We start from the raw sequence: 26,307 nt of genomic DNA, 5'->3' as shown, positions 1-26,307 counted from the left end.
TCTCGCAGCGGGTGTACGTGATGGGTCACGGCGCGATCGTGTTCGAAGGCACGCCCGACGAGCTGCGCGCGAATGCGGCGATCCGCAAGGAATGGCTGGAAGTGTGAGGCCGCAGGCAAGCCAGCGCAGTTGAATGCAAGCGGGCGGCATGGCGGACGGGCCGCCCGTTCGCGTTTTATATCGAGTTGTGATCCGCAGCATCTCAGGGAGGCAGCATGGCATTCATCGGACCGGATGTGGTTCTCGACGAACCCGCTTATGTACACGAAAGTGCGGCACTCTATGGCAAGGTCAGGATAGGCAGGAATGCCTCGATCTGGATGAACGTGGTGGCCCGCGCCGAGCAGAAGGAAATCGTCGTCGGCGAGTACACCAATATCCAGGACTTCGTGATGCTGCATATCGGTGACCGCACGCCGACCGTCATCGGCAGCCATTGCTCGATCACCCATCACTGCACCATCCACGGCTGCACCATCGGTGACAACTGCCTGATCGGAATCAATTCCACCATCATGGACGGCTGCGTGATCGGCGAAAACTCCATCGTGGCCGGACACAGCTTTCTCAAGGAAGGTACTGTCATTCCGCCGAATTCCATCGTGATGGGAGCGCCGGGCAAAGTCACGCGCACGCAGAACAACTTCGTGCGCAACCGCATCAATGCCTACCTCTACTATCGCAATGCGCTGGCTTATGCGTCAGGGGATTACCGGGCGTGGGAAGCCGCCTCCTTCCCGGCGGACGTCGCCGAAGAAGTCAAGCGCCTGACCGCAATGCTGGGAACAGTCGAAAAACACGACTGAGCAGGACCACTTTCATCGGTCTCTTCCATTTTTCTACGTAGTAATACGTATTTCTCTTTGGTCCTCACTGCTAAATACTTCCCGGAAACTTTTGCCGCCGATTAGCTACAACAAAACTGGTGCGGCATTGCGTTCCGACCGTCCTGCAACTATGGGGCGGCCAATCCCGGATGTGAATCAAGGAGACTAATAATGCGGATTTCACGTCGGCGCCTGATGCGCGCGTCATGTGCGGTCGCCATCATGCAGGCACTATCCATTCCCGCGCTCGCGCAGACAGGCGAGCCGCTGCGCATCGGCGTGACCGGCCCGTTCACCGGCGGTTCAAGTCCAATGGGAGAAAGCATGCGCAACGGCATCCTCCTTGCCGTTGAGGAAATCAACAATATCGGTGGCGTCAACGGCAGGAAGATCGAACTTGTCGAACGCGACGATAAGGCCGATAACGATGTGGGCGCAAAGATCGCCGAAGAGCTGACCCGCGAAAAAGTGGTGGCCACGGTGGGCATCGTGAACACCGGCGTAGGATTGGCCTCGATCGATGCCTACCAGAAGGCGAAGATTCCACTGATGGTCGCGGTATCTACCGGTACGGTGCTCACTCGAAAATATGCGCCGCCGGCGGCGGCTGAGAATTACATATTCAGGATGGCGCCTACCTTGGACCTGGAAGCAAAGGTGCTGGTCGCGGACCTCAAGCGCAAGGGAATGAAATCGGCGGCGATACTGGCCGATGCCACTGCCTATGGCGAAGCCGGTTTGAAGGCATTCCAGCAGCAAGCGACGCTGGCAGGGCTCGACGTGGTATCCGAAGAACGCTTCAAGATCGGCGACCAGGACATGAGCGCCCAGGTGCGCCGCGCAAAAACCAGCGGCGCGCAGGCGCTTGTGGTGTGGGGAATCGGCCCGGAGATGGCTGCTATCGCCCGCAATCGCAGCGAGGCCGGATGGAAGGTGCCGATGCTGGGAAGCTGGACTTTTTCCATGCGCAATTTCATCGATCTGTCGGGCAAGGCCGGCGAGGGTGCGCTGATGCCTCAGACCTTCATCCAGGATTTTGGATCGAGCAGCAAGAACAGTTTCCTGCTGGCCTACAAGCGGAGGTTCAATACCGACCGCATTCCGTCGCCGATGAGCGCGGCGCAGGGGTACGACGGCATGCACCTGCTGTTCCTGGCATTGCGGCAGGCCAACTCGACCGAAGGTCCCAAGATACGTGCTGCGCTGGAGGACCTCAAGAGCCGCTACCAGGGCGTGATCACGAGCTATAACAAGCCGTTTTCAAAAGAGGATCACGATGCCATCACGCAAAACATGCTGGTCATGGGCATGGTGTCTTCAGGGCGCGTGGATTACGCCTATGCCGACGACCAGAAACGCGGCGCGCTTCTGCGCTTGAAGAGCCAGTGAAGAGCCATTAACGAAGCAAGCAGCGCATCAACGCCGCCGGGTGAGCTGCAACTCGCGCAGGCAGACCGGGTCTATTCGAGGCCCGGTTTTTTTTGCTTAAAATAATACGGCCGTGCTATTTTGAGTTATAGTTTTGAGCGTCGCACAATAAAACCAGCCTCGCCGAATCTCGATCCGCCGGCTCCGGCGCCGGGATTTCGGACATCTAATTTAAAGGAAGAGATATGACTGCCGAATACAAGGTCAATGGCGCGGTCGCCGTCATTACGCTCAACAATCCTCCGGTCAACGGTCTCGGCCACGCCACCCGCAGCGCCATCGTCAGCGGCATGAAGCAGGCGCTCGATGACAACGCGGTCAAGGCCATCGTCATCACCGGTGCGGGCAAGGCCTTTTCCGGCGGCGCCGACATCAAGGAATTCAATTCGCCCAAGGCGCTGGCCGAGCCGACGCTGCATACCGTGATCAATGTCGTGGAAAGCTCGACCAAGCCGGTCGTGGCGGCCATCCATACCGTCTGCATGGGCGGCGGGCTCGAACTCGCCTTGGGCTGCAACTACCGTGTCGCTTCCGCGGGCGCGCAGATCGCGCTGCCGGAAGTCAAGCTCGGCATCCTGCCCGGCGCCGGCGGTACGCAGCGCCTGCCGCGCGTGCTCGGCCTGGAAATGGCCCTGAACATGATCGTGTCCGGCAACCCGGTGCCTTCCGAAAAGCTGGCCAAGACCGCGCTGTTCAATGAAATGATCGAAGGCGACCTGCTCGAAGGCGCCATCGCCTTCGCCAACAAGGTGGCCGATGCGCGCCCATTGCCGAAGGTGCGTGACATCAAGATCGATTATCCGAACTACGAAGGCTTCCTGCAGTTCTCCCGCAATACCGTCAGGGCGATGGCCGGTCCTTTCCCGGCGCCGCTCAAGTGCGTCGAGGCTGTGGCCGCTGCGGTTACCAAGAAGTTCGATGATGGCCTGAAATTCGAGCGCGAGCTTTTCGTCGACCTGGTACAGACCACGGAGTCGAAAGCCCTTCGCCATGCCTTCTTCGGCGAGCGCGCCGCCAGCAAGGTGCCGGACGTGCCGGAAGATACGCCCACCCGTCCGATCAAATCAGCTGCCGTCATCGGCGCGGGCACCATGGGCGGCGGCATCGCGATGAACTTCGCCAATGCCGGCATCCCGGTCAAAATTCTCGAGATGAAGCAGGAAGCGCTGGACAAGGGCCTGGCCACCATCCGCAAGAATTATGAAAACACGCTGAAGAAAGGCAAGCTGACCCAGGAGAAGTTCGACCAGCGCGTCGGCCTGATCACCGGCACGCTGTCTTACGAGGAAATCGGCCAGGCCGACATCGTGGTGGAAGCGGTGTTCGAGGACATCGGCGTCAAGGAACAGGTCTTCAACAAGCTCGACGAAGTGATGAAGCAGGGCGCGATCCTCGCATCGAACACCTCCACGCTGGACGTCGACAAGATCGCCGGCTTCACCAAGCGGCCCCAGGATGTGATCGGACTGCATTTCTTCAGCCCGGCGAACGTGATGAAGCTGCTCGAGATCGTACGCGGCGCGAAGACTGGCAAGGATGTGCTGGCGACGTCTCTGCAGCTGTCGAAGAAGATCAAGAAGACCGGCGTCGTGTCCGGCGTCTGCGACGGCTTCATCGGCAACCGCATGATCGAGCAATACAGCCGCCAGGCCGGCTTCCTGCTGGAAGAGGGCGCGCTGCCGGAGCAGGTCGACAAGGCGATCGAAAAGTTCGGCTTTGCGATGGGCCCGTTCCGCATGGGCGACCTGGCAGGCAACGACATCGGCTGGTACATCCGCAAGCGCCGCTACGTCGAGAAACCCGAGGTGACTTATTCCAAGACCGCCGACCTGCTGTGCGAAATGGGACGCTTCGGTCAGAAGACTTCCGCAGGCTGGTACGACTACAAGCCGGGCGACCGCAAGCCGTATCCGTCGCAGGTCGTCAACGACATGATCATCAAGCATTCGGCGGATCTCGGCGTTGAGCGCCGCAAGATCAGCGACCAGGAAATCATTGAGCGCTTGGTCTATGCTCTGGTCAACGAAGCGGCCTACATCCTGGAAGAAGGTATTGCGCAGCGCGCTTCCGACATCGACATGGTTTACCTGACCGGTTACGGTTTCCCGCTGTTCCGCGGCGGTCCGATGTTCTATGCCGATACGGTCGGCTTGCCGAACGTCGTCATGGCGATGGAAAAGTATGCGAAGGGCCGCCACGGCGAGGCATGGAAACCTGCACCGCTGCTCGCCAAGCTCGCTGCGGAAGGCAAGAGCTTTAACTAAATCCGCAGCGTATATCAAGAGCCAGACGCAGTTGCGAAAGCCCGGATCGCTCCGGGCTTTTTTGTTTCCAATTGTTAACCAGCAGCCTGCAAGTTTGATCATTGTCAAACCGGTGAAGTTGTCATGCGGCAACATGATAAGAGAGCCGGCCAAGAATCCTCCGAATATGGGATACCGACAGCAATGAGATCGGACTATATTCGAACGATGTGCCCGGAGGTACTTCTAAGCTTGGCAGGGCCATCCTGGAAATCGGGCCCGGTAGTTTTTAAGAGTAAAGGGTCGACGCTACACCGGATGAAATGTTGGGTCATTCGTCCGTTGCTTCCGAATGAATTGAAGCGATCGCACCGCGAATCCGTGCGATTGAAACAGGCTGATATGGAAAGTGCTTTGCAAAAGACGGTTCTGATTGTCGATGACGAAGAAAGAAATCGCAGGTTGCTGGAAGTGTTTGCTAGCTCGGACGGGTACCGCACACTAATCGCAACCAATGGAGAACAAGGCCTGCTGCTGGCAAGGAAGGAGTGTCCCGACGTGGTGCTTCTCGACCTGATGATGCCGGGGATGGATGGATTCGAGGTCGCCAGGAGACTCAAGGCCCAGCCCGAAACAGCCGGCATCCCGCTCATTGTCGTGTCCTCGCTGGATGACGCCGCATCGCGCGGGCGCATGCGGGAATGCGGCATCGACAGGGTCCTTGGCAAGCCGATCGATCGCTGGGAGCTTTCGCGCAGCATCGCCGAGCTGACCGGGGGAGCGCCTGCCCGATGAAGAGAAAACAGGTTGCCAGCCTCGACCGTGCCAACCGCGTGCTGACCATGCTCAGCCGCATCAACCGGAGCATCATCCGCGCCGAGTCGCCGGACTCCGTTTATCGCGATGCATGCCGCATTGCAGTCGAATGCGGCATGTTCCGCTTTGCCTGGATCGGATTGCACGATCCGGCCACCGACAGGCTCCGCATGATCAGTGCCTTCGGCGATCCCTGCGGCCCGGAAGACGTCCTCGTGGCCGAAGGCGGATTTGCCGACCTCGTGCGCAGCAGCCGCAAGCCCTGTATCTACAATGACCTGATGACCCTGGGCGACAGGATGGGCGCAATCGAACTGGTCCACCGCGGCTTCCATGCGATGGCCGGACTGCCGTTGGTCGAAGATAGCGAAGTCGTCGGCGTGTTTCTCCTTTATACCGATCAGACCGAGTGTTTCGACGAAACGGTGGAAGACCTGATGCAGGAGGTGGCGGACGATATCGGCTTTTCGCTCGGCCATATCCTCAACCACCAGCAGCGTCTCGCCGCAGAGTCAAAGCTGTATTACATGGCGTTCTACGACGCCCAGACCGGCATGCCCAATCGGCTGCTGCTCGAAAACCGTCTGCCCGCGCTGGCCGAGCGGCATGGTGCGCTCGCCATGTTCGACATACGCCTGCTGCGGGTCGATCGCGCAACGGAAGTATTCGGACGCAGCGCGCTGGAGCAGGTATTGCGCACGACAGCTTACAGGCTTGATGCAAGCCGTGGCGAGGAAGGTTTCCTGGCCAGCATCGCCACGGACGAGTTTGTCCTGGTCGTGCCGGCACTGACCGATCCCCAGGCCATCGAGCGGCTGGCAGGAGAACTGATCACGAAAATCGAAGAGCCGGTGCCGATCGGCGACAGCGAGGTTTTTCTGCATGCCTCCGTCGGTGCAGTTCATTATCCGGAACAGGAAAGCGACCCGACGCAGCTGCTGCGCCGGGCTCGGGTTTCTGCGGACCGCCAGGGTGCGGACAGCGGCTTCCGGCTTTACGGGAAGGCGCTCGATGAAGGTGCGGAACAACGCCTGCGCCTCGAGGCGGAACTTCATCGCGCCCTGGAGCGCAATGAATTCCTCCTGTTCTACCAGCCGCAATTATCGTTGCGCAACGGCGAAGTGCTCGGCGTGGAGGCCTTGTTGCAATGGAAGCATCCGGAGCGCGGCATGCTGTCGCCCGGCTCCTTCATTCCGTTGCTCGAGGAGTGCGGGTTGATGCCGCAGGTCGGGGCCTGGGTGCTCGACACCGCCTGCAAGCAGGTGCTGCAATGGCAGGAAGCCGGTTTGCCTCGCCTGAGGATGGCGGTCAACGTGTCGGCCCTGCAGTTCAGGATGTCCAACCTGACTGCGGTGGTGCGGCAGGCGCTGGCCGGTGCAAGGCTGCCGGCGGAATGGCTTGAGCTGGAACTGACGGAAAGCCTGATTCTGGAGAATGCCGAAACGACGATCCGCGCCATGCATGAGTTGAAAGCGCTCGGAATCGCGCTGTCCCTGGATGACTTCGGGACCGGTTACTCTTCGCTGAGCTATCTGCGCCGTTATCCGCTGGACCGGCTCAAGATCGACCGCTCCTTCATCAATGAGATGATGAGTTATCCGAGCAGCGCGGCGCTGGTGCGCAGCATCCTCGCAATGGCGAAAAGCCTGGAGCTGATCACCATTGCGGAGGGCGTCGAAACGATGCCGCAGATGGAGTACCTTCGTACGCTGGGATGCGAGGAAATGCAGGGCTACCTCTTCAGCAGGCCAGTGCCGCCGGAAGGCATCGTCAGCCTGATGCAGCGAGGCGAGACCCTTCAGGTCAGGGCGGCGGAGATGCAGGATGTGGAACAGCGCTGAGGCGCGGGCTTGGACTGCCGGGAGCTTGGTCCAGGCCCGCATGCTTGACAGATCCAGTGGTCGGCGGTTGCCGCTGATTACCGCTGGACCCCATTACTCGCTATCATTTGCCCATGCTCCGCGTTGGAGTCAATCGGAATAGGAGATCCGAACGTGGATGTACAAGGCAGCACCTGGCATGAGGCGATCGAGATATTGATTGCGGAAGACAGTCCGACACAGGCCGGAAAGCTGAAATACCTGCTGGAAGGAAAAGGCTACCGTGCCCGCATCGCCGTCAATGGCCGGCTCGCCCTCGAAGCCATTCGGCACAGCAAGCCGCAGTTGGTGTTGTCGGACATCCTGATGCCGGAACTCGACGGTTACGGCTTGTGCCGCGAGATCAAGTCGCAGCCAGAGCTGCGCGATCTCCCGGTGATTCTCGTGACTTCCCTGATCGATCCGGAGGATATTGTCCGCGGCCTGGAATGCGGTGCCGACAATTTCATCCGCAAGCCTTACAACGACGATTACCTGCTGGCCCGGATCGAGCAGGTGCTGATGAATCACCGGCTGCGCGACGGCAGGCAGGATGAGGACGGCATCGCGGTGTACTTCAATGGCGCGCATCACCATATCAACGCCGAGCGCCGGCAGATCCTGGACCTCCTGATCTCCACCTATGAACAGGCGGTGCTGGTCAACGAGCAGCTGCAGGCGCGGGAACGCCAGGTCAACGAACTCAACGTCCGCCTCGCCCAGCATGCCGCGCAGGTCGAGGCCACCAATCGCGAGATCGCGCATCAGAACCTGCAGCTGGAACAGGCGAGCCGGCTGAAGTCCGAATTCCTGGCCAACATGTCGCACGAGCTGCGCACGCCCCTCAATGCGGTGATCGGCTTCTCGGAAGCGCTCCGTGGCGGGCTGCTGGGAACGCTGGCCCCCATGCAGGCCGATGCGATCGGCGACATCTACGAAAGCGGCAAGCATCTGCTGTCGCTGATCAACGATATCCTCGACCTGTCGAAGGTCGAAGCCGGCAAGATGGACCTGGAGCCAGAAGCAACCGATGTGCAAAGGCTGCTGCAGAGCACCGTCAATGTCTTCCGCGAAAAGGCATCTACAGCGGAGGTCCAGCTGCTCCTGCAAATGGAAGCGGTGGGCTGGGCCACGCTCGACCAGCGCAAGATGCGCCAGATCATCTATAACCTCGTCTCCAATGCCATCAAGTTCACGCCGCCGAAAGGCAGTGTCGTCGTGCGCATGTGCCTGGCGAAGGCGGCCGACATTCCGGCGACCAAGGTGGTCGGCGGCGAGATGGGCGCTGCCGCGACGGTATCGCGTTTTCTCATGATCCGCGTGACCGATACCGGCATCGGCATCAATGAATCCGACTGTGGTCGGCTATTCCAGCCGTTCGTCCAGCTCGACAGCGGCCTGGCTAGGAAATATGAAGGCACCGGGCTCGGTCTGGCGCTGGTCAAGCAGATGGTGGATTTGCATGGCGGCGTCGTAACATTGAGCAGCCAAGCCGGACAAGGATCGGAATTCACCGTGTGGCTTCCCTATATGGCGGCGAACGCACCCGGCACTGGAATTGTCACATCGCAGTAGTCCCGGGCTGTGAGGAGCGCCGCACCTTACCAGTAATTCTCGGTAACAAAGTGGCCGGGAAGGGCGCGCCGCACCGGCCGCATTCCGCGTTCATGCAGCAGGCGCCGCATGTCTTCAATCATTTCCGGATTGCCGCACATCATCACGCGCGTCTGCGCTTCGGAAAAGGGTAGGCCGGAAGCGGCTTCCAGCGCGCCGGATTGAAGCAGGCTGGTGAGGCGTCCGTGCAGTACCTTGCCGCCGGTGGGCGGTTCATCTCGCGTGACGGAACGTATCACCTGAAGCCGTGCCGAAGAAGGCACCGGCGGCTTTGCCTGAAGGCTTGCCAGTTCTTTTTCAAAAGCGAACTCGTCGGCATGGCGCACGCAGTGCAGCAGCACCAGATTGCGGAACCGCGTCCATACATAGGGATCTCTCAGCATGGAGATATAAGGACCGATCCCGGTGCCGGTCGACATCATCCACAAGTCTTCGCCGTCGCTGAAGCGATCCGGCGTCATGAAGCCGAAGCACTGCTTGTCCAGGTAGATGGAATCGCCTGTCTTCAGCGCCTTGAGACGGGTGGTGAACAGTCCGCCTTCCACGATGATGCCGTAGAACTCCAGCTGATCCGCCTGCTGCGGAGACGACGTCATGGAGTAGGCGCGCCAGACGATGCCATGCGCATCCGCTATTCCCAGCCGCGCATACTGGCCTGCGGCAAAGGAATACTCTGGCGGCCGCGTGGTCGTAAACGTCAGCAGTCGATCGTTCCACCAGGTCAGCCCGGTAATGGTTTGCCTGGTGGCCTTGGCGGCGATCTGTTCTTCGTTCAGCATCCTGTTCCTTACCGTAAGGTGAGCGGGGATTGGTATAAGATATATTGTAAATGAATCTTTAAACAAGGATAGCCAATGACGAAAATCGTCCTACTCGAAAAAATCCATCGCACCGCCGTCGAACATTTGAATGCGGCCGGCTTCACCGACGTGGTGCAGTTGCCGACCGCGCTCAAGCCGGAAGAGCTCAAGTCGGCGCTGGCCGATGCCGACGCGGTCGGCATTCGTTCGGCCACACACCTCTCCGCGGAATCCCTTGCGCAGCTGCCAAGGCTCAAAGCTATCGGCTGCTTCTGCATCGGCACCAACCAGGTCGATTTGACCGCAGCGGCCGCTCACGGTATCCCGGTATTCAATGCGCCTTTTTCAAATACCCGGTCGGTGGCCGAGCTCGTCATCGCGCAGGCAATCCTGCTGCTGCGGCGGATTCCGGAAAAAAACGCACGCACCCATCGCGGGCTTTGGGACAAGAGCGCCCAGGGCGCCTACGAGGTGCGCAACAAGGTGCTTGGCATCATTGGCTATGGCAATATTGGCGCACAAGTCGGCATTCTCGCTGAAAGCGTAGGCATGCGCGTGGCGTATTTCGATGTTGAAAGCAAGCTGCCGCTGGGGAATGCGAGACCGGCAGCCACCATGGAAGACTTGCTGCGTCAGGCCGACGTGGTGACGCTCCATGTCCCCGGAGGCAAAACGACGGAAAACCTGATGACCGCGGAGCGCATAGCCGCAATGAAACCGACCGCGGTCCTGATCAATGCCTCCCGCGGCGGCGTGGTCGACATCGACGCCTTGAATACCGCGCTGCGCGAGAAGCGCGTGGCCGGCGCCGCGCTGGATGTCTTCCCGGCCGAACCGAAGAACGAGAAGGAGGAATTTGTTTCGCCGCTGCGCGGGCTGGACAACGTGATTCTGACCCCGCATATCGGAGGCAGCACCGAGGAGGCGCAGGAAAACATCGGGCGGGAAGTGGCGGACAAGCTGGTGCGCTTCCTGTCCGCGGGCACCACCCGCTGGGCGGTCAACTTCCCCGAGATCCGCCATGTCGCGAAGGAAGCGAAGAGCCGCGTGCTGCACGTGCATCGCAACGAGCCCGGGGTAATTGCGCGCATGAATGCCGACTTCGCCGCGGCCGGCCTGAACATAGTGGCGCAACATCTGCAGACCCGCGGCCCCATCGGTTATGTGATGACCGATGTCGATGACGTGATCCCGCAGAGCTTGCTGAAGACGCTTTGCAACGAACCGGCTGCGATTCGCTGTGAGCTGATTTGAATGGCGGATCCGGACGACGGTTCCTGAATCGGAAATCTCCCGCGGGCAGGCGTCGGAAGATGCCGATGACTGCCCGCAAGGAGGCTGTTTATCCAGGACGCATCAGACCCGCTTGCTGGTCACCACGCGCGCTTCGCCGCGCTCGCCGACGGTATGCAGGGTCACCGGCCGGCGCCATACCCTGCCAATGTATTCCAGCACGCGTTCGGCGCGGCCCAGGTCAACGCCGCGTCCATCCGTCTGGTGATCATGGATCAGCTGCAGGCTGCCATCCACATGCATGTTGTTTGCCGCGATCCGGGGCGCGCCGAAATTGAATTTCGGTGCCAGGATCGCTTCATGCACCGCATGCACATCATTGTCGGAAATGCGGATGTCGCCATCGTTGCGGGCCTCGTAGACGAACAGCTCGAGTTTCTGAATAAGGTCCTTCGTCAGATAATTCCGGACGAAGCTGAAGTCGTCCTCTTCCTTCATGATGCGGCGCGCGTTGTCGAGACCCTTTTTCTCGACGATGTCTTCCCACATCGAAAAGCCGAGGTGGTAAGGATTGACCGCGAGCGCAAGCTGACGCTCCGCCGCATAGGGCCGCACCACGTCGGAATGCGCCTTGATGGCCGACAGGTACAGGTCGTGCGGCAGGAAATCGGCTTCCCGCAGGAGACGCGCGTGCCAGTAGGAAGCCCAGCCTTCATTCATGATCTGGCAGGCGAAGACCGGATAGAAGTAAAACGACTCCTCGCGCACCGCGAGGAAGATGTCGCGTTCCCATCCTTCAAGGTCGGGAGCGTAATTCGCGATGAACCACAGCAGGTCATACTCAGGCTGCGGCGGGATCATTTGCCGCTTGCCAGGGTTGCTTTGCTCGACGAACATCTTCTCGCCCGGCAGGCTGCGAAAACGCTTCTGAAAGGCGTCGAACTGAGGTTCCGCATCCCGCTTTTCCTTGTTAGTCGGATAAAGCGGCCGGTGCAGCTCGCGATTGATGTCGATATGCGGTTCCAGCGCCAGGGCCGCGTCCAGGACTGCTTCCACGCGCTCCTGCCCGTATTCCTGGATGGCGGTTTCGATCCTGTGAGCGCGCGCTGCCGCCTGTTCTAGAATATGGCCGCCGGCCATCTCCATGAACTTGGCGAATAAGTAATTGTTCTTCGAGAAGTCGGCATGGCCAAGCACATGGGCGGTCACCAGCGTGTTCTCGGGAAGCGTATTGCCGTTGACCAGATAGGCGCGGCAGGGATCGCCGGGAAACATCACCTCGAATATCCGTGAATGGCCCATGCCTTGCCGAATGAGCTGATGGATATAGCGTATGCCGAATGACCAGTGGTGCATGCGCACCGGCAAGCCGTAGACGGCGATCTCCATCATGAAGTTGTTCGGCACCAGTTCGAAGTCGACCGGGTAATAGTCAAGTCCGAGCTTGTGCGCGAGATCCTCGATCTGCGCCGAATACTTTTTCAGCGCCTCGATCGTTTCCGGCGAATTGGTGGTTGTGCACATTAAACCAGTCCTTATTCGGATTCCTGTTGCACGAAGAACTTGCGGATGGCCTTCCACACGTCTTCATGGCGGGTGAGGATGCTGCTCCCGATCGGAGCGCCGGTGCGTTCGATCTCGCCGCACAGCATTTTCATTTCCGTCTCGCTGGTGCGCGGCGAACCGGGAACGGTCTCGACGTAACCGACGTAGTTGAGCAGGCGGCTCAAGCGGCCGAGGTAATCCGTCGCCGCGGCGCGGTCCTCGGTGAAGTTTTCGCCGTCGGACGCGTAGAACAGGTAGCCGTTGTATTGCGACGGATCGTATTCGCTCTCGATGAGTTCCAGTGCCATCTTGAATGCGGTCGAGGCGCCCGTGCCGCCGGTTCCGGTGACATTGAAGAATTCGCTCTCGGTGAATTCCCAAGCCTGGGTGGTATGGGCGATGAAGCGGGTCTCGACCTTGCCGTAACGGCGCCGTATTCCCTGCAATACGAAGAAGAAGAAACTCTTCGCCAGCTTGCGTTCCGCATCCGTCATGCTGGCCGACACATCCAGCGCAAAGATCACCACCGCATTGGTGGCCGGCTTGCGCCGGTGCACCAGTTGCTTGAAGCGCAGGTCCTCATTGGTGAACGGCACCGGGTTTTCCTGGGTGGCGCGCCGCTTTACCGCTTCCTTCACGGTGCGGCGGCGATCCAGGCGCGCACGCGCGCCATGCTTGTCCCAGCCCTCGCGCACATATTCGTCGTCAGTAACGGCGGTATTGCGCTTGGGTTGCAGATCGGGCAGCTGCAACTCTTCCCATAGCCAGTCGATGATGTCGTCGACCTTGAACTCCAGCATCAGCTTGACTTCACCTTCGCCGCTGCCGCCTTCGCCTTCGTCGCCGCCCAGGTCAGGCTGTGCCTGGCGCAGGATATCACCCGGCTTGCCTTGTCCCTGGCCGGCGCTGGAGTGCGTCTGCGATGACGATTCGGACAGGCGGAAACGCGCATGTTCCAGCATCTTCACCGGGACCTGCACCGTCCTGTCCTGCGAGCCGGTAATGACATCCGGCCCTGCCACCAGGTTGGGAAGGTTCTGCTGCACCGCCTCGCGGACTTTCTCGTTGTGACGGAGCCAGTCGCGCGAGCCCCTGGAGAACAGGTCGTACCAGGGAGTTTCAGCAGAGATCGAAATAAATTGGGTCATAGCTTGCCCTTGTGTGCAGGATTACTCCTGCGCCATCAGCGTGGTGACGTAGTTGAGCGCTTCGCGAGCGCTGTGGCTGTCGTAACCGTATTCCTCGACGAGTCGTTTTTCAACTACCGAGATCTTCTGGCGCACTTCCTCGTCCGGTCGAGTCGTGGAACTGACCAGGCGCAGCACGTCGCGGCGCTGCTCGAACAGATATTGCTGGACTGCGTTATGCAGTTGCGCATGGCTGTCGAGCGTGAATTTCTCGCCGCGCTTGTAGGCGCCCATCGCCTTGCGTACGACTTCCTGGCGGAACGATTGCTTGCCCGAATCTGAAATATGAATCTTTTCTTCGACCGCGCGCAGGAAACGCTCGTCGGGCTTGCGTTCCTCGTTGGTGATCGGATCCTTGATGTGGCGGTTGTCCAGGGTCGCCTCGACTTCATCCAGGTACTTGTCAAGCAGGTCCTGTGCCTCCTGCTCGAAGGAGACGAATAGCGCCTTGTGCACGTCTTCCTTGACCCAGCGGTTGTAGAAGTCCTTGCGCGCCAGCACCAGGTAGTCAATCCATTTGCGCTTGCGTTTCGGATCGATTCGGGCATCGTTTTCAATCGAATCCTTCAAGGCCAGCAGCGCATCCATCGTGGTGATGCTTTTCGCATTGGACTGGATGATGGCATTCGACAGCGAATTGATGACGAAGCGCGGCGAGATGCCGGATAGACCCTCGTCCGGCATGCGCTGCCTCATGCGCGCGGTCTCCGCGTGCGCATAGCCGTCCACTTCCTCGTTCGCGTAGAGCCTGACTTTCTTGCCCATTTCCAGTTCCTTGTCCTCGCCGTCATGCAGGCGGGTAAGGATGGCGAACACCGCCGCAGCGTGCAGCACATGCGGGTCGAGATGGACTTCGCGGAAGGCGGCGGCCGCGGAGGAAATCAGCTTCTTGTAGATCCGTGCCTCGTCCTTGTAATTCAGCGTATAGGGAACCTGGATGATCACCATGCGATCGAGCAGCGCCTCGTTCTCGCTCTCCTGCAGAAACTTCCGGAATTCCGCCAGGTTGGTATGCGCAAGGATGGTCTCGTCGAGGTAGATCAGCGGGAAGCGGGACACCTTCACATTCTTTTCCTGCGTCAGCGTCAGCAGCAGGTAGAGGAATTCGCGTTTGACCTTGAGAATCTCGATCATTTCCAGCATGCCGCGGCTTGCCGCATAGACCGCCCCGGACCAAGACCAAGCGCGCGGGTCGCCCTCGTCGCCATACTCGGCCACCTTGGACAAGTCGACCGACCCCACCAGGTCGGCCAGGTCGGCCGTGGTCGGATCATGCGGCGCGTAGGTGCCTATGCCAACTCGTCCGGCTTCGGAGATGAAGACCCGCTCGACCGGCATGCGCAGGAAATCGCCCTCGTAGTCATTTTCCAGGCGGGTGCGGCAATGCGGGCAGACCTCACCCTTGATATCGACGCCATAGGTGTCGCGAAAGCGCGAGCGCAGCGAATGCGGCACCAGATGCAGCGGCGACTCATGCACCGGGCAACCCTGGATGCCGTAGATGGCGCCGGCCTCGGTGTGGCTGTATTCCTCCAGGCCGCGCTTGAGCAGGATCACCAGCGTGGACTTGCCGCCGGACGGCGGACCCAGCAGCAGCAGCAGTCGCCGGCCCACTTCGGAGCCCGCGGCAGCGGCCTTGAAATAATCGACCACGCGGTCGATCGATTCGTCGACACCGAACAATTCCTGGTCGAACAGGCGGCAACGGAAATTTCCCTTTTCATCCTCTCCGCCCATCCAGCGGATCATGTCCCACATGTACTGATGCGATGTGCGCGCTGCGCCCTGAGGATCGGCAGTCATGACTCTTTCGAGGAACTCCGAGAGGGTGCCGGACCAGTATGTTGCGCGATGGTCCTTGGTGAATGCGATCAGGCTTTTCAGAAGGTCTTCTTGCTGCTCGGTACGATTGACTTCACTTTGCGTCGTCATTGCATGTGCTCCCCGCAGGTTCATCGCATGTTCAGGATGGACACACGATATCGGTTTACGTTTCTGCCGCCCTCAAGTTAAGTATAGGGCGCGCTGGAAAAATTAAATGATGAGGATCGTCAATGATTTCACGTACATCCGGTGTCCTGCTCATTCGCGATGCTTGCGCACATGGAGTCTTCTAGCAAGATGCATGCGAGCACCAGGTGCGGAAAGGCGCCATGCAATACGCGGTGCCGCACTGCGGCGAAGGGGCAGAACAGCGCATGTTTGGCACTCGCCTGCTCCTGATCGCCTTGCGGCAATGCCTTGTTATAAGAAGGGAGTTTTCCGGCGCCGCGAGGCACCGGGAGTAAAAGATTTCCATTGAAAAAATTACAGGTGATACACGCCTTATCGCCCGATGACCCCGTTATCCCTAATGAGTCGATCGCCACTGCAATGATGCATGGATCGCTGCGATGCTTGATCGTGCTCAATAGCTGCTGGCACTGTGGCTTTGCTGCTGACAGACTGACGGCTTTCTGCGCTAGCGCAGAGGATATTTGACCGCCGCCGATAGAGTGGACGGACCAATAGCGTAAAGGGAGCGCATAATGAAGTCGGTTCTGTTTCCGTTGCCGGGAAATGAAGCGTTTGCCGCCTCAGTTTCCAAGGCAATGTCCTGCGAGCTGGGCGAACTCGAAACCAGGCTTTTCCCGGACGGGGAATCGTATGTGCGGCTGCTGACGCCGGTGAAGGACCGCGAAGTGACGCTGCTATGCACGCTGCATAAGCCGGACGACAAGCTGATTCGGCTGTACCTTGCCGCCAGCACAGCGCGGGAACTCGGCGCACGCAGCGTCGGGCTGGTCGCGCCATATCTCGCCTACATGCGTCAAGATTCCCATTTCAAGACTGGCGAAGGCGCCGCTTCCATGCATATGGCGCGCTTCCTGTCAGCGTCCTTCGACTGGCTGGTTACCGTCGATCCGCATCTCCACCGGCATCATTCGCTCGATGAAATCTATTCAATTCCGACCCGGGTCGTTCAATCCGCGCCCATGATCGCCGCTTGGATAAAGCAGAACGTCAGCCGTCCGGTCATCGTTGGTCCGGATGCGGAAAGCGAACAATGGGCACTGAAGGTGGCGCGCGACGTTGGCTGCCCGCATTCGATCCTGCAAAAGACCCGCCACGGGGACCGGGATGTCGAAGTGACGGCGCCGCAGACGGGCGGTTGGGAAAACATGACGCCTGTCATCATCGACGACATCGCTTCGACCGGAAAGACGATGATCGCAGCAATACAGCATCTCCGGGCCGCCGGATTGCCGGCACCAGTTTGCATTGCCGTGCATGGCGTGTTCGCAGACGGCGCGGTCGCTGACATGCAAGCCGCGGGGGCAGGACGAATCGTCACCTGCAATACCATTGGCCACGCGACGAACGACATTTCGGTGGAGGAAGCGGTGGCATCCGCGGCAGCCGAAGTGATGCCGCAGTTATCCTTCGCGGCATAGTTTTCACTGATCCCTCCGGTCTATGTGCCCGACGTCGGTCCATTACCCGAGGGAAGAGCGCGTATTGTCGTGACGGCGATTATTCTTCCTGCCTGTTCCGCACAATTTGCTACGATTCCTTCGCCCTGCCTATGCCGATTTCCATCTCCGCTGCCGCTTGGTCGCCCCATCCCGCGAAAGGTCTTTTGCCCCAGTTGACATTCGGGCGCATTTTCGATGCAATGAAGCTGAAAGTGGCGCTGGAGAAATCCTTGCACTTGGAACAGAGTTTGCATAGCCATGTGCATGTACTTGTGCAAGCTCGGCGGTTCCGGATGGCCAGCTTTCAGAAATGATGGGTAAACCACGACGCCCGGCGGTAAAGTCGGGACTATGCAGGCAGGGGAGCCGAAAGAATTTGTAGTTTTTGCCGGCACGGTCCCATGAAGATTGCATGCGATAGAGGAGGTACTTATGACGATTACACTCGCCCGCTCACATCCAATCTATGACATGAAGGAAGTCGAGAACGCCCAGGCGAGGGCACGCGCACTGAAATCGCCCGAACTGGAAGCGTTCTATGAAAATATGCTCGAACTCGGGGCGGAACGCTTCGTCACCACGCCATCGTCCACGACCGCGCTGGAACCGTTGTACGACGACTGTCCGAACTTCGGCGAAGTGCTCGATGATCTGAAGCGCTACCTTGGACTGGCGATTGCCGGCGGGGCCGGATTCAATGTAATGCCGGTGCTGCTGCTGGGCGATCCCGGGGTAGGAAAGACGCATTTCGGCAAGCGGCTGGCGGCGGTTCTTGGCACTGAGTTCGAGTTCATCAGCATGAATGCCTTGTCCGCGGGCTTCGTGATTACCGGCAGCTCCTCGACATGGAAGGGCGCCAAGTGCGGCAAGGTTGCCGAACGGCTGGTGCGCGGCAAGTTCGCCAATCCGGTGGTACTGCTCGACGAAGTTGAGAAGGCCACCGGTTCCACCCAGTCGGATCCGATGGCGGCACTCTATCAGCTGCTCGAGCCGGAGACGTCGCGCGCTTTCCATGATGAATTCATCGATGTCGATCTCGATGCCAGCCAGGTGTTCTGGGTGCTCACCGCCAACAGCCTCGATGGCATACCCGAGGCATTGTTGTCACGCATGGCGGTGTACGACGTGCCGTCTCCGACTCCGGAGCAATCGGCGGTCATTGCCCAGCGGGTTTACGAAGGCTTGCTGAAGGAACTTCGCCTGAAAGGCGTAGACGAGGAGCTGCCTGAAAATGTGCTCGACAGGCTGTCCGATATATCGCCGCGGGAAATGCGCAAGGCATTGCTCGATGGCTTGGGTTTCGCGGTCGCGGCCGGGCGGTCCTCGCTCATCCCTGATGATTTGCGGGTCAAGTCCGAGAGTGGCAAGCGCAGGATAGGGTTCTGATCATGCAGATGCCGTTCCGCACGGGATTTTCCGAGGCAAGCCCCCATGGCGGGACTGTCGCCCATCAATGGCTGCGCGGCGTCATGCTTGCCGCGTTTGCGTTCGTCATCATGCTGGTTGCCGGCTGCGACAGGCAAGGCCGGCCGGTAGAGGAGTTCGGATTGGATAAACTGGAGAAAGGCATTTCCTCGGAATCCGATGTGCGCATGGTCATGGGCAAGCCCGAGACCGTTTGGGAAGAAGAGGACGGCACGCGTGCCTTGCAGTATCCGAAAGGACCGGAAGGTGTCCGGACCTGGGAATTCGTCATCGATAAGTCGGGCACCTTGAAAGACTACCGGCAACTTCTGACCGAGGAAAGCTTTGCACGCATCAAGACCGGCATGACGCGTGACGAAGTGCGGCGACTGCTTGGCAAGCCGCGCACTGTCGTTCAGTACAAGCTCAAGAATGAGGAGGCTTGGGACTGGCGCTACCAAGCTCTTAACGAGCCACGCTTCTTCAGCGTGCATTTCGACATCACCAGCGGGCGCGTCACGGGAACCAGCACCCAGGATGCGCGCACTTATTGAGCCGTCGGATTTTATTGTTGATACGAAATCCTTCGCTGAAACCAGCGACGGGTTCGCGGGTCCTAACCGTAGACGCGCCGCCGCAGGCGTCCGGTGACATGCCGGGTTCGCCCGGCGGACTTTTCTTCCGTATTGCTCATGGAGGCAACAATGAAAAAATCGGCACTCGCAGCGCTTGTTTGCGGCCTTGCATTTGCAGGTTTGGCCCAAGCCCAGGGATCTGCATCCGAAATACGTGAAAGCACCGACCCCGCCCGCGTAGCGGACGTTGAACAGAGGGCCGCCGACCTGCAAGCCCGCCAGCAGGCTGCGCGCATGGACATGACCTCAGGAAATGGGACAGGCAGCAGCAGTAGCAGCGGCGCCAGCGGAACGGGCGAAGGGCACACGCGCGACAAGCCGCATTCCGGACATGGAAGCGGTCATGGAAGCGGCCATGGTGCGGGCCACGGCTCCGGGCATGGCTCGTCAAGCGCGCAGGGAGGCGGTTCGTCTGGAAGGTAGGAGCCCGGCGGGCAGGCTGGGCGCCAATGGCCTCAATGCCATTCGCGCGCAACGTCGCTGGTCCAGGCCAGCACTTCCGGCCAGATCTCGGCATGGGCGTTGTGTCCAACCAGTGCGCCGACGTGCGCCAGCGCCACACCGGTATCGCCGCGATAGGCGATCAAGCGCTTGATCGGGCTGGCGGTCGCCTCGTGAAATGCGATGACAGACTCGGGTGGGATGATGGTGCTGCGCGGGTCGTAAATCGCCAGTATCGGAGAAACGATGCTTTGCGGACCGATGCGCTGTCCGGCAATGTCGAGAACGCCGCGCATGAACGCATCCTCGCGGTAAAGCCGGTCCAGCACTTCCTCGAACAAGGCCGGCGCCATCGGCGCCTCGTCCAGCGTCCAGCGCTCGACCAGCAGATGGCTGCGCATATGCCGGTTCGAGCCCATGCTGGCGAACATGTCCGCCATCCGTTCGGAACCGAAGGTCGATGGCGAAGCCACCATGCTGGCCAGGTTCAGCACCGAGCCGGGAATGCAGCCGAACACCCGGGTAACATTCTCAGTCGGCGGGCCGAAGGCGACCAGTGGTCCGAACGAGCCGGAACCGCGCGCGAAATGCAGGGGGGATTCAACCTGCACCAGTCCGGAAACGTTCTCCGGCCGGAGCGCCGCATAAACGGTGGCGAACACGCCGCCGAGAGAATGGCTGTACAGGCCGAGTCTTGTCGGGCCGCCTTCCTTGCGTATGGCGTCCAGGCAAAGATCGAGCATGTTCAGCGCATAGTGCTCGAGACCGAAGTGCCTTTCCGCCTCGCCGGGTTCCGTCCATTCCGCCAGCCATACCTGAAAGCCTTCGGAGAGGAGGCGCTGCACCACGCTGCATTCCGGGTCCAGGTCCCAGATATAGTGACGCTTGATCGGCGCCGGAACAATCAGGACGCCCTTGCCCTTGCCGTAGCCGGGAGTCCCGCTATAGCGCCGCAGGCGCATGCCCGGCACGGACAGGATGGTTTCATGCGGCGTCTCCACCGGGCCGTAGCCCATGCGGTCCATGGCCGCGCCGCGGTTACGGCGCGCCCGGTCCATCGACTCAAACCACCAGCGAATGCCGGATGACATGGGTTGCATGCGTTTCCCTCCACGAAAATGATTAATGCTGCAAGTGTTGCTTGGTCAACGCCGGGAGGCAATTGTTCAATCCGATCGTGCAACGCCGGGAGGCAATTGTTCAATCCGATCGTGAGCCATGGTTTGTGGAGAGTATGCTCCGGGCATTCGCTCGGGCGTTGACGGGCAATGCCAAATCAAGGGAACAGCGGCAATGCTTGGTTAAATTGCTTCGATGCAAACCTTGGAGTGCGCGAGGACACTACGGCAGTTGGAAAAGCCCGGGAACTTATCGCCAGCTCCGCCTTCCGTAGATAGAGGATAGTCGACTGGATGCTTCACGCTTCGAATCTGATGACCTTGCCCATATCGCCGGAAGACAATCAGGCCCAAGCCCGCCGGATGCGGGTGATAGTCATCGAGGACAACGAGGACCTGGCCAAACTGTTTTGTGACCTGCTAGAGGTTATGGGATGCGCCACCCAGGCCGCATTCAATGCCCGCACGGCACTCGAATACATACGCAGCGAACTGCCCGACCTGGTGTTCTGCGATCTGCGGTTGCCGGGCGATAAGAATGGGTTCGATGTAGCCCGGGAGCTCCGGGCAGACCCGGCCTGCGCCCATATCCCCCTGATTGCCGTCACCGGTTTTGATGATCCGGTTGAACACCAGCGCGCCCGGCAGGCCGGCTTCGAACAAGTCTTCGACAAACCGGTCAAATTTTCCCAGATCCAGGGCGTGCTCAACGGCTACGTCAAGCGAGTGCAGGCCTGAGCAGGACGCGCTTGACTGGAGCATGACGCTACTAGCCCGGTCGGCCTTGCCGGGATTTCCCGTGCATTGCCCAAGGACTCAGGCCGCTACGCGCACGCCGACGGGTCCGCCCGTCACTTCGCCAATGACAGCGGCTTCGCTGAAACCTTGCTCCCTGAAGATCGCTAGCACCTGGTCCACCGACTCGGCACTGCATGAGACCAGCAGGCCGCCCGAGGTCTGCGGGTCGGTAAGCAGGGCTTGCTGGACAGGGGAAACCGCATCGTCGAGATGCACATCCTTGCCGTAGCCCGTCCAGTTGCGGCCCGATGCGCCGGTGACAAAGCCTTGCGCCGCCAGATCCGCGACGCCCGGAAGCAGGGGAACGTTCGACACATCGATCCGAACGCCGAGGCCGGCACCGCGCGCCAGTTCAAGCGAATGTCCGAGCAAGCCGAATCCCGTGACGTCGGTGAGCGCATGTACGCCCGGGAGATCGGACAAGGCCTTTCCGGGCTTGTTGAGCTTGGTCGTGTTGGCGATCATCGCCTCGTACCCCGATGCATCCAGGGCTTCCTTCTTCAGCGCCGCCGACAGGATGCCTACGCCCAGCGGCTTGCCGAGTACCAGCTTGTCGCCGGACCTGGCATCCGCATTGCGCTTGACCCGGGAAGGATGAACAATACCCATCACCACCAGCCCATAGATCGGCTCGACGGAGTCAATCGTATGGCCGCCGGCGATAGGTATGCCCGCCTCGGCGCAAATTGACTCTCCGCCCTGGATGATCTTGCCGATCACGTCCACCGGCAACTGGCTAATCGGCATGGCAACCAGCGCCAATGCCATGATCGGCGTTCCGCCCATTGCATAGACGTCCGAGATGGCGTTTGTGGCGGCAATGCGGCCGAAGTCGAACGGATCGTCGACGATGGGCATGAAGAAATCGGTCGTCGCAATCAGCGCCTGTTCTTCATTAAGCTTGTATACGGCTGCATCGTCCGCGGTTTCGATGCCCACCATGAGCTCCTTGGGAACGGGAAAACCGCTCGACTTTTTCAGGATGTCGGCAAGGATGCCTGGCGCAATCTTGCACCCGCAGCCTCCGCCGTGGGAGAACGATGTCAGGCGGAGTGGGGACGTTGAAGGTGAGCTCATGATTGTGGAAAATGAATTATTGGGGATTTGCGAAGCTGGAGATTATCGCTGATGTTTGGCCGCGATGCGTTTGGCCGCGATACGGCTTGAGTCGGGCTGCCGGCGGTTCCGGACGGGGGCCATTCCATGAATCATGGGGGTTGGAGGGAGAAACCCTTTACAATAGCGCGGCTATGTACGATTACAAATCCTTTGACCTGATCATCGACGCGCGCAGCCCGCGGGAGTTCGATGAAGACCATATTCCCGGCGCGGTCAACCTGCCGGTGGTCGACAATGCCGAGTTTGCCGAAGTCGGCACCCTGCACCGGACCAATCCGCTTGCCGCCTACCAGCTGGGGGCGCGCTACTCCCTCGAGAACATATCAAGACATATCGAGACCCACATTTCCCGCTACGGCAGCAAGAGCCGGATCCTGGTGTACTGCTTCCGCGGCGGCAAGCGCAGCAAGGTCTGGCAGGACGTCTTGGAAACCATCGGCTACCGAGTCGAGCGGGTCAAGGGCGGGTGGAAGGCTTACCGCCGCTGGGTCAACGAGCAGCTGGCCGTGGCGCCTTCCGGTTTTCGCTACATCGTCGTGAGCGGTCCGACAGGTTGCGGAAAGACGCGCCTGTTGGCGGCATTGCAAGATAACGGGGCGCAGGTGCTTGATCTTGAAGCGCTGGCAACCCACCGCGGCTCCATCATCGGCGCAGTGCCGGGCAAGCCGCAGCCCACGCAGAAACTGTTCGACAGCCTGCTTCTCGCGCGGCTTCGCTCCTTCGATCCCGAGCGCCCGGTATGGGTCGAATCCGAGAGCAAGAAGATCGGACAGGTCCAGTTGCCCGATGCCTTGCTGAACGCCATGCGTGCCGGCATGACGGTCGCCGTCGATGCGCCAATGGCACTGCGGGTACAGCTGTTGCGCGAAGACTATGCCCATTTCGAAGACGATCCGGGGTCGATGATCGAGCGGCTGCGCTATCTGAGGCCGCTGATCGGCGGCGAAGAGTTCGACCGGTGGGAGAGCCTGGCGACCGAAAAGCGAGTGCCCGAACTGTTCGAGCGCCTGATGCGGCACCATTACGATCCGACCTACCGCCGTTCCATCCTGCGCAATTATCCGGATATAGACGCGTCGCCAAAGATCATGCTCGATGGCCTGTCGCTGGCTGAGCTCCAGCCTGTAGCGCAGGAACTTATAGCGCGCATGGAACAGCCTGCCACGCAGAATTGATTGATCAACCGGCGCCGGACGGCAGAAAAACAAAAAAGCCCCGCAGCGCTGCAAGAATGCGCTACGGGGCTTTTGAGCAAAGGTCAGTCAACCCGATCAATCAGCCTGAATAGCTACGTCAGGCAGCCTTTCTCGGCGGTTCGGTCAGTTCGGCGAGCAGCGCGAACACTTCATCTTTTGACAATACATAGCGTTCAAGCAAGGTGCCGGTCAGTGCGCTGATCAGGTCCTTGTAGTCCTTCATGGCGTCCAGGGTCCGGGTATACAGTTCGTCGGCCTTGGCTTCGACCTGGCGCAGCGCATCTTCCGGAGAGTGTTCCGACTTGAGCTGGCTGTAATCGAGCTTGGATCGCGAATACATGGACAAGCGGTTGACCATCAGGTCCAGCATCGAGGTCACCTTCTGGATATCGTTCTGGCTGCCGGTCGAAATGCCGCGCGCGCCATAGAACAATTCTTCAGCGGCAACGCCGCCATACAATTGCACAACATCCTGCTCCATTTCTTCCAAAGTGCGCAGCGAGACATCGCTGGCCGAAGAAAGCACATAGCCGAGGGCACCGATTTTCGATACCGACTCGGTACTGATCTTGAGCAAGTTGGATTTCGCCTTGACCTCATCCCAGGTCAGTCCCTGGCGGACATAAGGGTCGATCTGCATGAAAAAGTGACCGAGTTCATGTAAGGCCACGCGTTCACGTTCCTTGTTCTTTTCGGCCGTGGTTGCACGGTCGGTCAGGCCGATCGATGCACGCTCGAAGGCGCGGAACAGGACGTCGGTATCGATTAGGGTTTTTTCCTGGATGGCGATCATGCTGGCGCGATCAACCACCGTTTCCAGCAGCGCCGGGCTCAGGTTCGCCGTAATTTCGGCAACATAGTCGAGATTGAGATTGCTCCAGTCGATGCATTCCACGTTCTTGCGCGACAGGAAGACGTTGAGCAATTCCCTGCGTTCGGACTTGTTCGGCAGGCGGAAGTTGATCTTCACGGCGAAGCGGCGCAGCATCGCCTCGTCCATCTGGCTGTTGGCATCGTCGAAGTTGGAGGCGACGACCCAGATCACCCCCGAACCTTCTTCGCTCTTGACGCCGTCGAGCAGGCCGAGCAGGGTATTTGCAGTGTCGTCATCCCATTTCTTGTCTCCGCGTCCGCGCGGCATAAACAGGCTCTGCGCCTCGTCGAGGAAGATGATGCAGCGGCCCTGGGCAACGGCTTTCTTGTAGATGGCATTGAGCGCCTTGGAGCCGCCGCCGACAAAGCCCGATTCCAGCCCGGAGCCTGAAGCCTGGATGAGCGGAATATCGAGTTTCTTTGCAAGATAACCGGCCAGCTTGGTCTTTCCGGTGCCTGCGGGGCCCGTCAGCATGACATTGAACGGCTTGTCGATATTGTGCGAACGGTAAAGGTCGCGGTTGATGATCATTTCTTCAAGATGGGCGACTTCACGCTTGATGTCTTCCATGCCGACGAGGTCGTCCATGCTGCCCTTGAGGTTTTCCGGCTTGATTACGGAAGCGCCGCTTCCGAGGCCGAGGCTGGGCATCCCCTTGCGCAGGCCGATGAAAAGAAATACGAGCAGTGCGATGCCGATCGCATTCCGGGCAAGGAAGGCGCCGGCTTCGGCCAGGGCGCTGCGCTGCGCTTCCTCGTCTTCCAGAATCGCGCGATTGGCGTTCAGGAATTCATCCTTGGCGATTGCGTAGGGAATGGCATGCTTGAGCAATACCTCGCGCTCGAGATTGGTATGAGAGGTGCTCGGCACCTTGACCACATTGATTTCGTCCGCGTCTTTGTACTTAAACACATACCGGGGAAAATCCGACAGGGGCTGCGCGAGCAGCAGGTATTCCAGCTTGTGGCGGTTGCCGACGAGCTTGGTGATTTCGGAAATGTCCTGCGACTGGACGACGGGATTGCTTTTGGTGGTGAGCGGCTTGTACACCACGGCGGCCACCGCGATGAAGGCTAGAAGAACGGAAAGCACCGCAACGACATAACCGTTCTTGAATGAGTCATAAAGCTTGGAAAAACTGGGCATGCGTGTTCCTGTGGAGAGTCAATATTTGCGAGCAGCTCAATGGACTTCGGTACCCGGTGCGCGCAAAGTTTCTGATAAGCAGTGATAGGACAAAGCAAGCCGGCATTGGTTGCCTCGGACAAAATTTTTTCGCCGCATTTTTTCTATGGATGCGATGAGATCTTCCTATCTGGACCCCGAAAGGCCGAAAGTTGGCAAGTTTCCTTATCTCCCTTATTTAAAGGTTAATGACGTGGCACATGCGCCTTGGCTGGCGGAGCCAATATTAAGTCGGGTAACAGAAGCTTGATTAAGCGCAATCATTTCCTATGTGCAAATGCTTAAATGGGCAAGCAATCCTCGTCCATACCAGGAAACTGACGGAGGCCAATGATGGTTTCACTGATCATACTGCTGTTGGGCTTGTTTACCGCTGGAGTCGTCGTCGGTGTCTTCATCATGGCTCTACTTGAGTTCAGGCAGATCGATGCCGTAAGCGGCAAGAAAACCGGGGCGGGTACTGGCAATGCATCGCAGCCGCCAGATAATGCGACTACGGTCGCGACTACGGTCAAACAGACGTAGTCTAA

Annotated in this window: 22 protein-coding genes and 1 pseudogene; 15 read left to right on the top strand and 8 right to left on the bottom strand. The window is 59.6% G+C overall.

All coding sequences use genetic code 11. From position 1 onward, the window contains the following. The 7 genes and pseudogenes from RY831_RS27905 to RY831_RS27875 form a co-directional block, all read left to right on the top strand. A pseudogene (locus RY831_RS27905) lies at positions 1–107 on the top strand (ABC transporter ATP-binding protein); the annotation flags it as partial. 108 nt (positions 108–215) lie between these two features. Further along, positions 216–806 carry a gamma carbonic anhydrase family protein gene (locus RY831_RS27900; protein WP_326509606.1) on the top strand — a complete coding sequence of 197 codons (591 nt, stop codon included), beginning with the start codon at positions 216–218 and terminating at the stop codon, positions 804–806. Between the two features lie 192 nt (positions 807–998). Continuing rightward, positions 999–2,216, top strand: a complete 1,218-nt coding sequence (locus RY831_RS27895) for an ABC transporter substrate-binding protein (RefSeq protein ID WP_326509605.1) — start codon at positions 999–1,001, stop codon at positions 2,214–2,216. 224 nt (positions 2,217–2,440) lie between these two features. Then, positions 2,441–4,519, top strand: a complete 2,079-nt coding sequence (locus RY831_RS27890) for a 3-hydroxyacyl-CoA dehydrogenase NAD-binding domain-containing protein (RefSeq protein WP_326509604.1) — start codon at positions 2,441–2,443, stop codon at positions 4,517–4,519. A 393-nt stretch (positions 4,520–4,912) separates the two neighbouring features. Beyond that, positions 4,913–5,293 carry a response regulator gene (locus tag RY831_RS27885; protein ID WP_326509603.1) on the top strand — a complete coding sequence of 127 codons (381 nt, stop codon included), beginning with the start codon at positions 4,913–4,915 and terminating at the stop codon, positions 5,291–5,293. Beyond that, complete coding sequence (locus RY831_RS27880) at positions 5,290–7,155, top strand: putative bifunctional diguanylate cyclase/phosphodiesterase (protein ID WP_326509602.1); 1,866 nt, start codon at positions 5,290–5,292, stop codon at positions 7,153–7,155. The genes RY831_RS27885 and RY831_RS27880 overlap by 4 nt, the downstream gene beginning before the upstream one ends. 153 nt (positions 7,156–7,308) lie before the next feature. Further along, positions 7,309–8,748 (top strand): hybrid sensor histidine kinase/response regulator, encoded by a 1,440-nt coding sequence (locus RY831_RS27875; RefSeq protein WP_326509601.1) that lies wholly within the window; start codon positions 7,309–7,311, stop codon positions 8,746–8,748. Positions 8,749–8,774: 26 nt separating this feature from the next. Here the strand turns inward: RY831_RS27875 and RY831_RS27870 are convergent, their stop codons facing one another. Beyond that, positions 8,775–9,566, bottom strand: a complete 792-nt coding sequence (locus RY831_RS27870; protein ID WP_326509600.1) for a ferredoxin--NADP reductase — start codon at positions 9,564–9,566, stop codon at positions 8,775–8,777. A 75-nt stretch (positions 9,567–9,641) separates the two neighbouring features. Here RY831_RS27870 and serA point away from each other — a divergent pair, with 75 nt between their 5' ends. Continuing rightward, complete coding sequence (gene serA, locus RY831_RS27865) at positions 9,642–10,841, top strand: phosphoglycerate dehydrogenase (protein WP_326509599.1); 1,200 nt, start codon at positions 9,642–9,644, stop codon at positions 10,839–10,841. A 102-nt stretch (positions 10,842–10,943) separates the two neighbouring features. On the opposite strand, the gene RY831_RS27860 is transcribed toward serA, so the two are convergent. The 4 genes from RY831_RS27860 to RY831_RS27845 all read right to left on the bottom strand — a co-directional run bounded on the left by RY831_RS27860 (position 10,944) and on the right by RY831_RS27845 (position 15,963). After that, positions 10,944–12,344, bottom strand: coding sequence for a SpoVR family protein (locus tag RY831_RS27860; protein ID WP_326509598.1), 1,401 nt, complete (start codon positions 12,342–12,344; stop codon positions 10,944–10,946). An 11-nt stretch (positions 12,345–12,355) separates the two neighbouring features. Continuing rightward, positions 12,356–13,513, bottom strand: a complete 1,158-nt coding sequence (locus tag RY831_RS27855) for a DUF444 family protein (RefSeq protein WP_326509597.1) — start codon at positions 13,511–13,513, stop codon at positions 12,356–12,358. Positions 13,514–13,534: 21 nt separating this feature from the next. Continuing rightward, the gene (locus RY831_RS27850) at positions 13,535–15,484 is read right to left on the bottom strand and encodes a serine protein kinase (RefSeq protein ID WP_326509596.1); all 1,950 of its coding nucleotides are present in this window, start codon (positions 15,482–15,484) and stop codon (positions 13,535–13,537) included. 128 nt (positions 15,485–15,612) lie between these two features. Next, positions 15,613–15,963: a hypothetical protein gene (locus tag RY831_RS27845; protein ID WP_326509595.1), complete on the bottom strand. Its 351-nt coding sequence runs from the start codon at positions 15,961–15,963 to the stop codon at positions 15,613–15,615. Positions 15,964–16,080: 117 nt separating this feature from the next. On the opposite strand from RY831_RS27845, the gene RY831_RS27840 reads away from it, so the two are divergent. From RY831_RS27840 to RY831_RS27825, 4 genes are all read left to right on the top strand, one after another. Beyond that, positions 16,081–16,986 (top strand): ribose-phosphate pyrophosphokinase, encoded by a 906-nt coding sequence (locus RY831_RS27840; RefSeq protein WP_326509594.1) that lies wholly within the window; start codon positions 16,081–16,083, stop codon positions 16,984–16,986. 453 nt (positions 16,987–17,439) lie between these two features. Further along, positions 17,440–18,393 (top strand): AAA family ATPase, encoded by a 954-nt coding sequence (locus tag RY831_RS27835; protein ID WP_326509593.1) that lies wholly within the window; start codon positions 17,440–17,442, stop codon positions 18,391–18,393. Positions 18,394–18,476: 83 nt separating this feature from the next. Next, positions 18,477–18,965, top strand: a complete 489-nt coding sequence (gene bamE, locus RY831_RS27830; RefSeq protein ID WP_326509608.1) for an outer membrane protein assembly factor BamE domain-containing protein — start codon at positions 18,477–18,479, stop codon at positions 18,963–18,965. Between the two features lie 150 nt (positions 18,966–19,115). Next, positions 19,116–19,469 carry a hypothetical protein gene (locus tag RY831_RS27825; RefSeq protein ID WP_326509592.1) on the top strand — a complete coding sequence of 118 codons (354 nt, stop codon included), beginning with the start codon at positions 19,116–19,118 and terminating at the stop codon, positions 19,467–19,469. Positions 19,470–19,501: 32 nt separating this feature from the next. Here RY831_RS27825 and RY831_RS27820 read toward each other — a convergent pair whose 3' ends face one another. After that, positions 19,502–20,587: an alpha/beta fold hydrolase gene (locus tag RY831_RS27820; RefSeq protein ID WP_326509591.1), complete on the bottom strand. Its 1,086-nt coding sequence runs from the start codon at positions 20,585–20,587 to the stop codon at positions 19,502–19,504. Between the two features lie 333 nt (positions 20,588–20,920). Here RY831_RS27820 and RY831_RS27815 point away from each other — a divergent pair, with 333 nt between their 5' ends. Further along, entirely contained in the window at positions 20,921–21,343 is a 423-nt protein-coding gene (locus tag RY831_RS27815; protein ID WP_326509590.1) for a response regulator, read from the top strand. Between the two features lie 78 nt (positions 21,344–21,421). On the opposite strand, the gene selD is transcribed toward RY831_RS27815, so the two are convergent. Beyond that, positions 21,422–22,480 (bottom strand): selenide, water dikinase SelD, encoded by a 1,059-nt coding sequence (gene selD / locus RY831_RS27810; protein WP_326509589.1) that lies wholly within the window; start codon positions 22,478–22,480, stop codon positions 21,422–21,424. A gap of 173 nt (positions 22,481–22,653) precedes the next feature. Between selD and mnmH the strand changes: the two genes are divergently transcribed. Beyond that, positions 22,654–23,697: a tRNA 2-selenouridine(34) synthase MnmH gene (gene mnmH / locus RY831_RS27805; protein WP_326509588.1), complete on the top strand. Its 1,044-nt coding sequence runs from the start codon at positions 22,654–22,656 to the stop codon at positions 23,695–23,697. A gap of 118 nt (positions 23,698–23,815) precedes the next feature. On the opposite strand, the gene RY831_RS27800 is transcribed toward mnmH, so the two are convergent. Continuing rightward, on the bottom strand, positions 23,816–25,738 hold the full coding sequence (locus RY831_RS27800) for an AAA family ATPase (RefSeq protein ID WP_326509587.1): 1,923 nt from the start codon (positions 25,736–25,738) through the stop codon (positions 23,816–23,818). 369 nt (positions 25,739–26,107) lie between these two features. Between RY831_RS27800 and RY831_RS27795 the strand changes: the two genes are divergently transcribed. Further along, positions 26,108–26,302, top strand: a complete 195-nt coding sequence (locus RY831_RS27795) for a hypothetical protein (RefSeq protein WP_326509586.1) — start codon at positions 26,108–26,110, stop codon at positions 26,300–26,302. The last annotated feature ends 5 nt before the right edge of the window (positions 26,303–26,307 follow it).

Source organism: Noviherbaspirillum album (genome assembly GCF_035916955.1).
Taxonomy (GTDB): Bacteria; Pseudomonadota; Gammaproteobacteria; order Burkholderiales; family Burkholderiaceae_D; genus Noviherbaspirillum; species Noviherbaspirillum album.
This window is presented reverse-complemented; position numbering and strand designations above follow the sequence as displayed.

What these genes read in the sequence shown, in the direction of transcription:
- RY831_RS27850 (WP_326509596.1), bottom strand. Translation starts at nt 15,484, where the DNA reads ATGACGACGCAAAGTGAAGTCAATCGTACCGAGCAGCAAGAAGACCTT.
- bamE (WP_326509608.1), top strand. Translation starts at nt 18,477, where the DNA reads ATGCTTGCCGCGTTTGCGTTCGTCATCATGCTGGTTGCCGGCTGCGAC.
- serA (WP_326509599.1), top strand. Translation starts at nt 9,642, where the DNA reads ATGACGAAAATCGTCCTACTCGAAAAAATCCATCGCACCGCCGTCGAA.
- RY831_RS27890 (WP_326509604.1), top strand. Translation starts at nt 2,441, where the DNA reads ATGACTGCCGAATACAAGGTCAATGGCGCGGTCGCCGTCATTACGCTC.
- RY831_RS27900 (WP_326509606.1), top strand. Translation starts at nt 216, where the DNA reads ATGGCATTCATCGGACCGGATGTGGTTCTCGACGAACCCGCTTATGTA.
- RY831_RS27835 (WP_326509593.1), top strand. Translation starts at nt 17,440, where the DNA reads ATGACGATTACACTCGCCCGCTCACATCCAATCTATGACATGAAGGAA.
- RY831_RS27800 (WP_326509587.1), bottom strand. Translation starts at nt 25,738, where the DNA reads ATGCCCAGTTTTTCCAAGCTTTATGACTCATTCAAGAACGGTTATGTC.
- RY831_RS27840 (WP_326509594.1), top strand. Translation starts at nt 16,081, where the DNA reads ATGAAGTCGGTTCTGTTTCCGTTGCCGGGAAATGAAGCGTTTGCCGCC.
- RY831_RS27820 (WP_326509591.1), bottom strand. Translation starts at nt 20,587, where the DNA reads ATGCAACCCATGTCATCCGGCATTCGCTGGTGGTTTGAGTCGATGGAC.
- RY831_RS27860 (WP_326509598.1), bottom strand. Translation starts at nt 12,344, where the DNA reads ATGTGCACAACCACCAATTCGCCGGAAACGATCGAGGCGCTGAAAAAG.
- RY831_RS27870 (WP_326509600.1), bottom strand. Translation starts at nt 9,566, where the DNA reads ATGCTGAACGAAGAACAGATCGCCGCCAAGGCCACCAGGCAAACCATT.
- selD (WP_326509589.1), bottom strand. Translation starts at nt 22,480, where the DNA reads ATGAGCTCACCTTCAACGTCCCCACTCCGCCTGACATCGTTCTCCCAC.
- RY831_RS27795 (WP_326509586.1), top strand. Translation starts at nt 26,108, where the DNA reads ATGATGGTTTCACTGATCATACTGCTGTTGGGCTTGTTTACCGCTGGA.
- RY831_RS27825 (WP_326509592.1), top strand. Translation starts at nt 19,116, where the DNA reads ATGAAAAAATCGGCACTCGCAGCGCTTGTTTGCGGCCTTGCATTTGCA.
- RY831_RS27895 (WP_326509605.1), top strand. Translation starts at nt 999, where the DNA reads ATGCGGATTTCACGTCGGCGCCTGATGCGCGCGTCATGTGCGGTCGCC.
- mnmH (WP_326509588.1), top strand. Translation starts at nt 22,654, where the DNA reads ATGTACGATTACAAATCCTTTGACCTGATCATCGACGCGCGCAGCCCG.
- RY831_RS27815 (WP_326509590.1), top strand. Translation starts at nt 20,921, where the DNA reads ATGACCTTGCCCATATCGCCGGAAGACAATCAGGCCCAAGCCCGCCGG.
- RY831_RS27880 (WP_326509602.1), top strand. Translation starts at nt 5,290, where the DNA reads ATGAAGAGAAAACAGGTTGCCAGCCTCGACCGTGCCAACCGCGTGCTG.
- RY831_RS27855 (WP_326509597.1), bottom strand. Translation starts at nt 13,513, where the DNA reads ATGACCCAATTTATTTCGATCTCTGCTGAAACTCCCTGGTACGACCTG.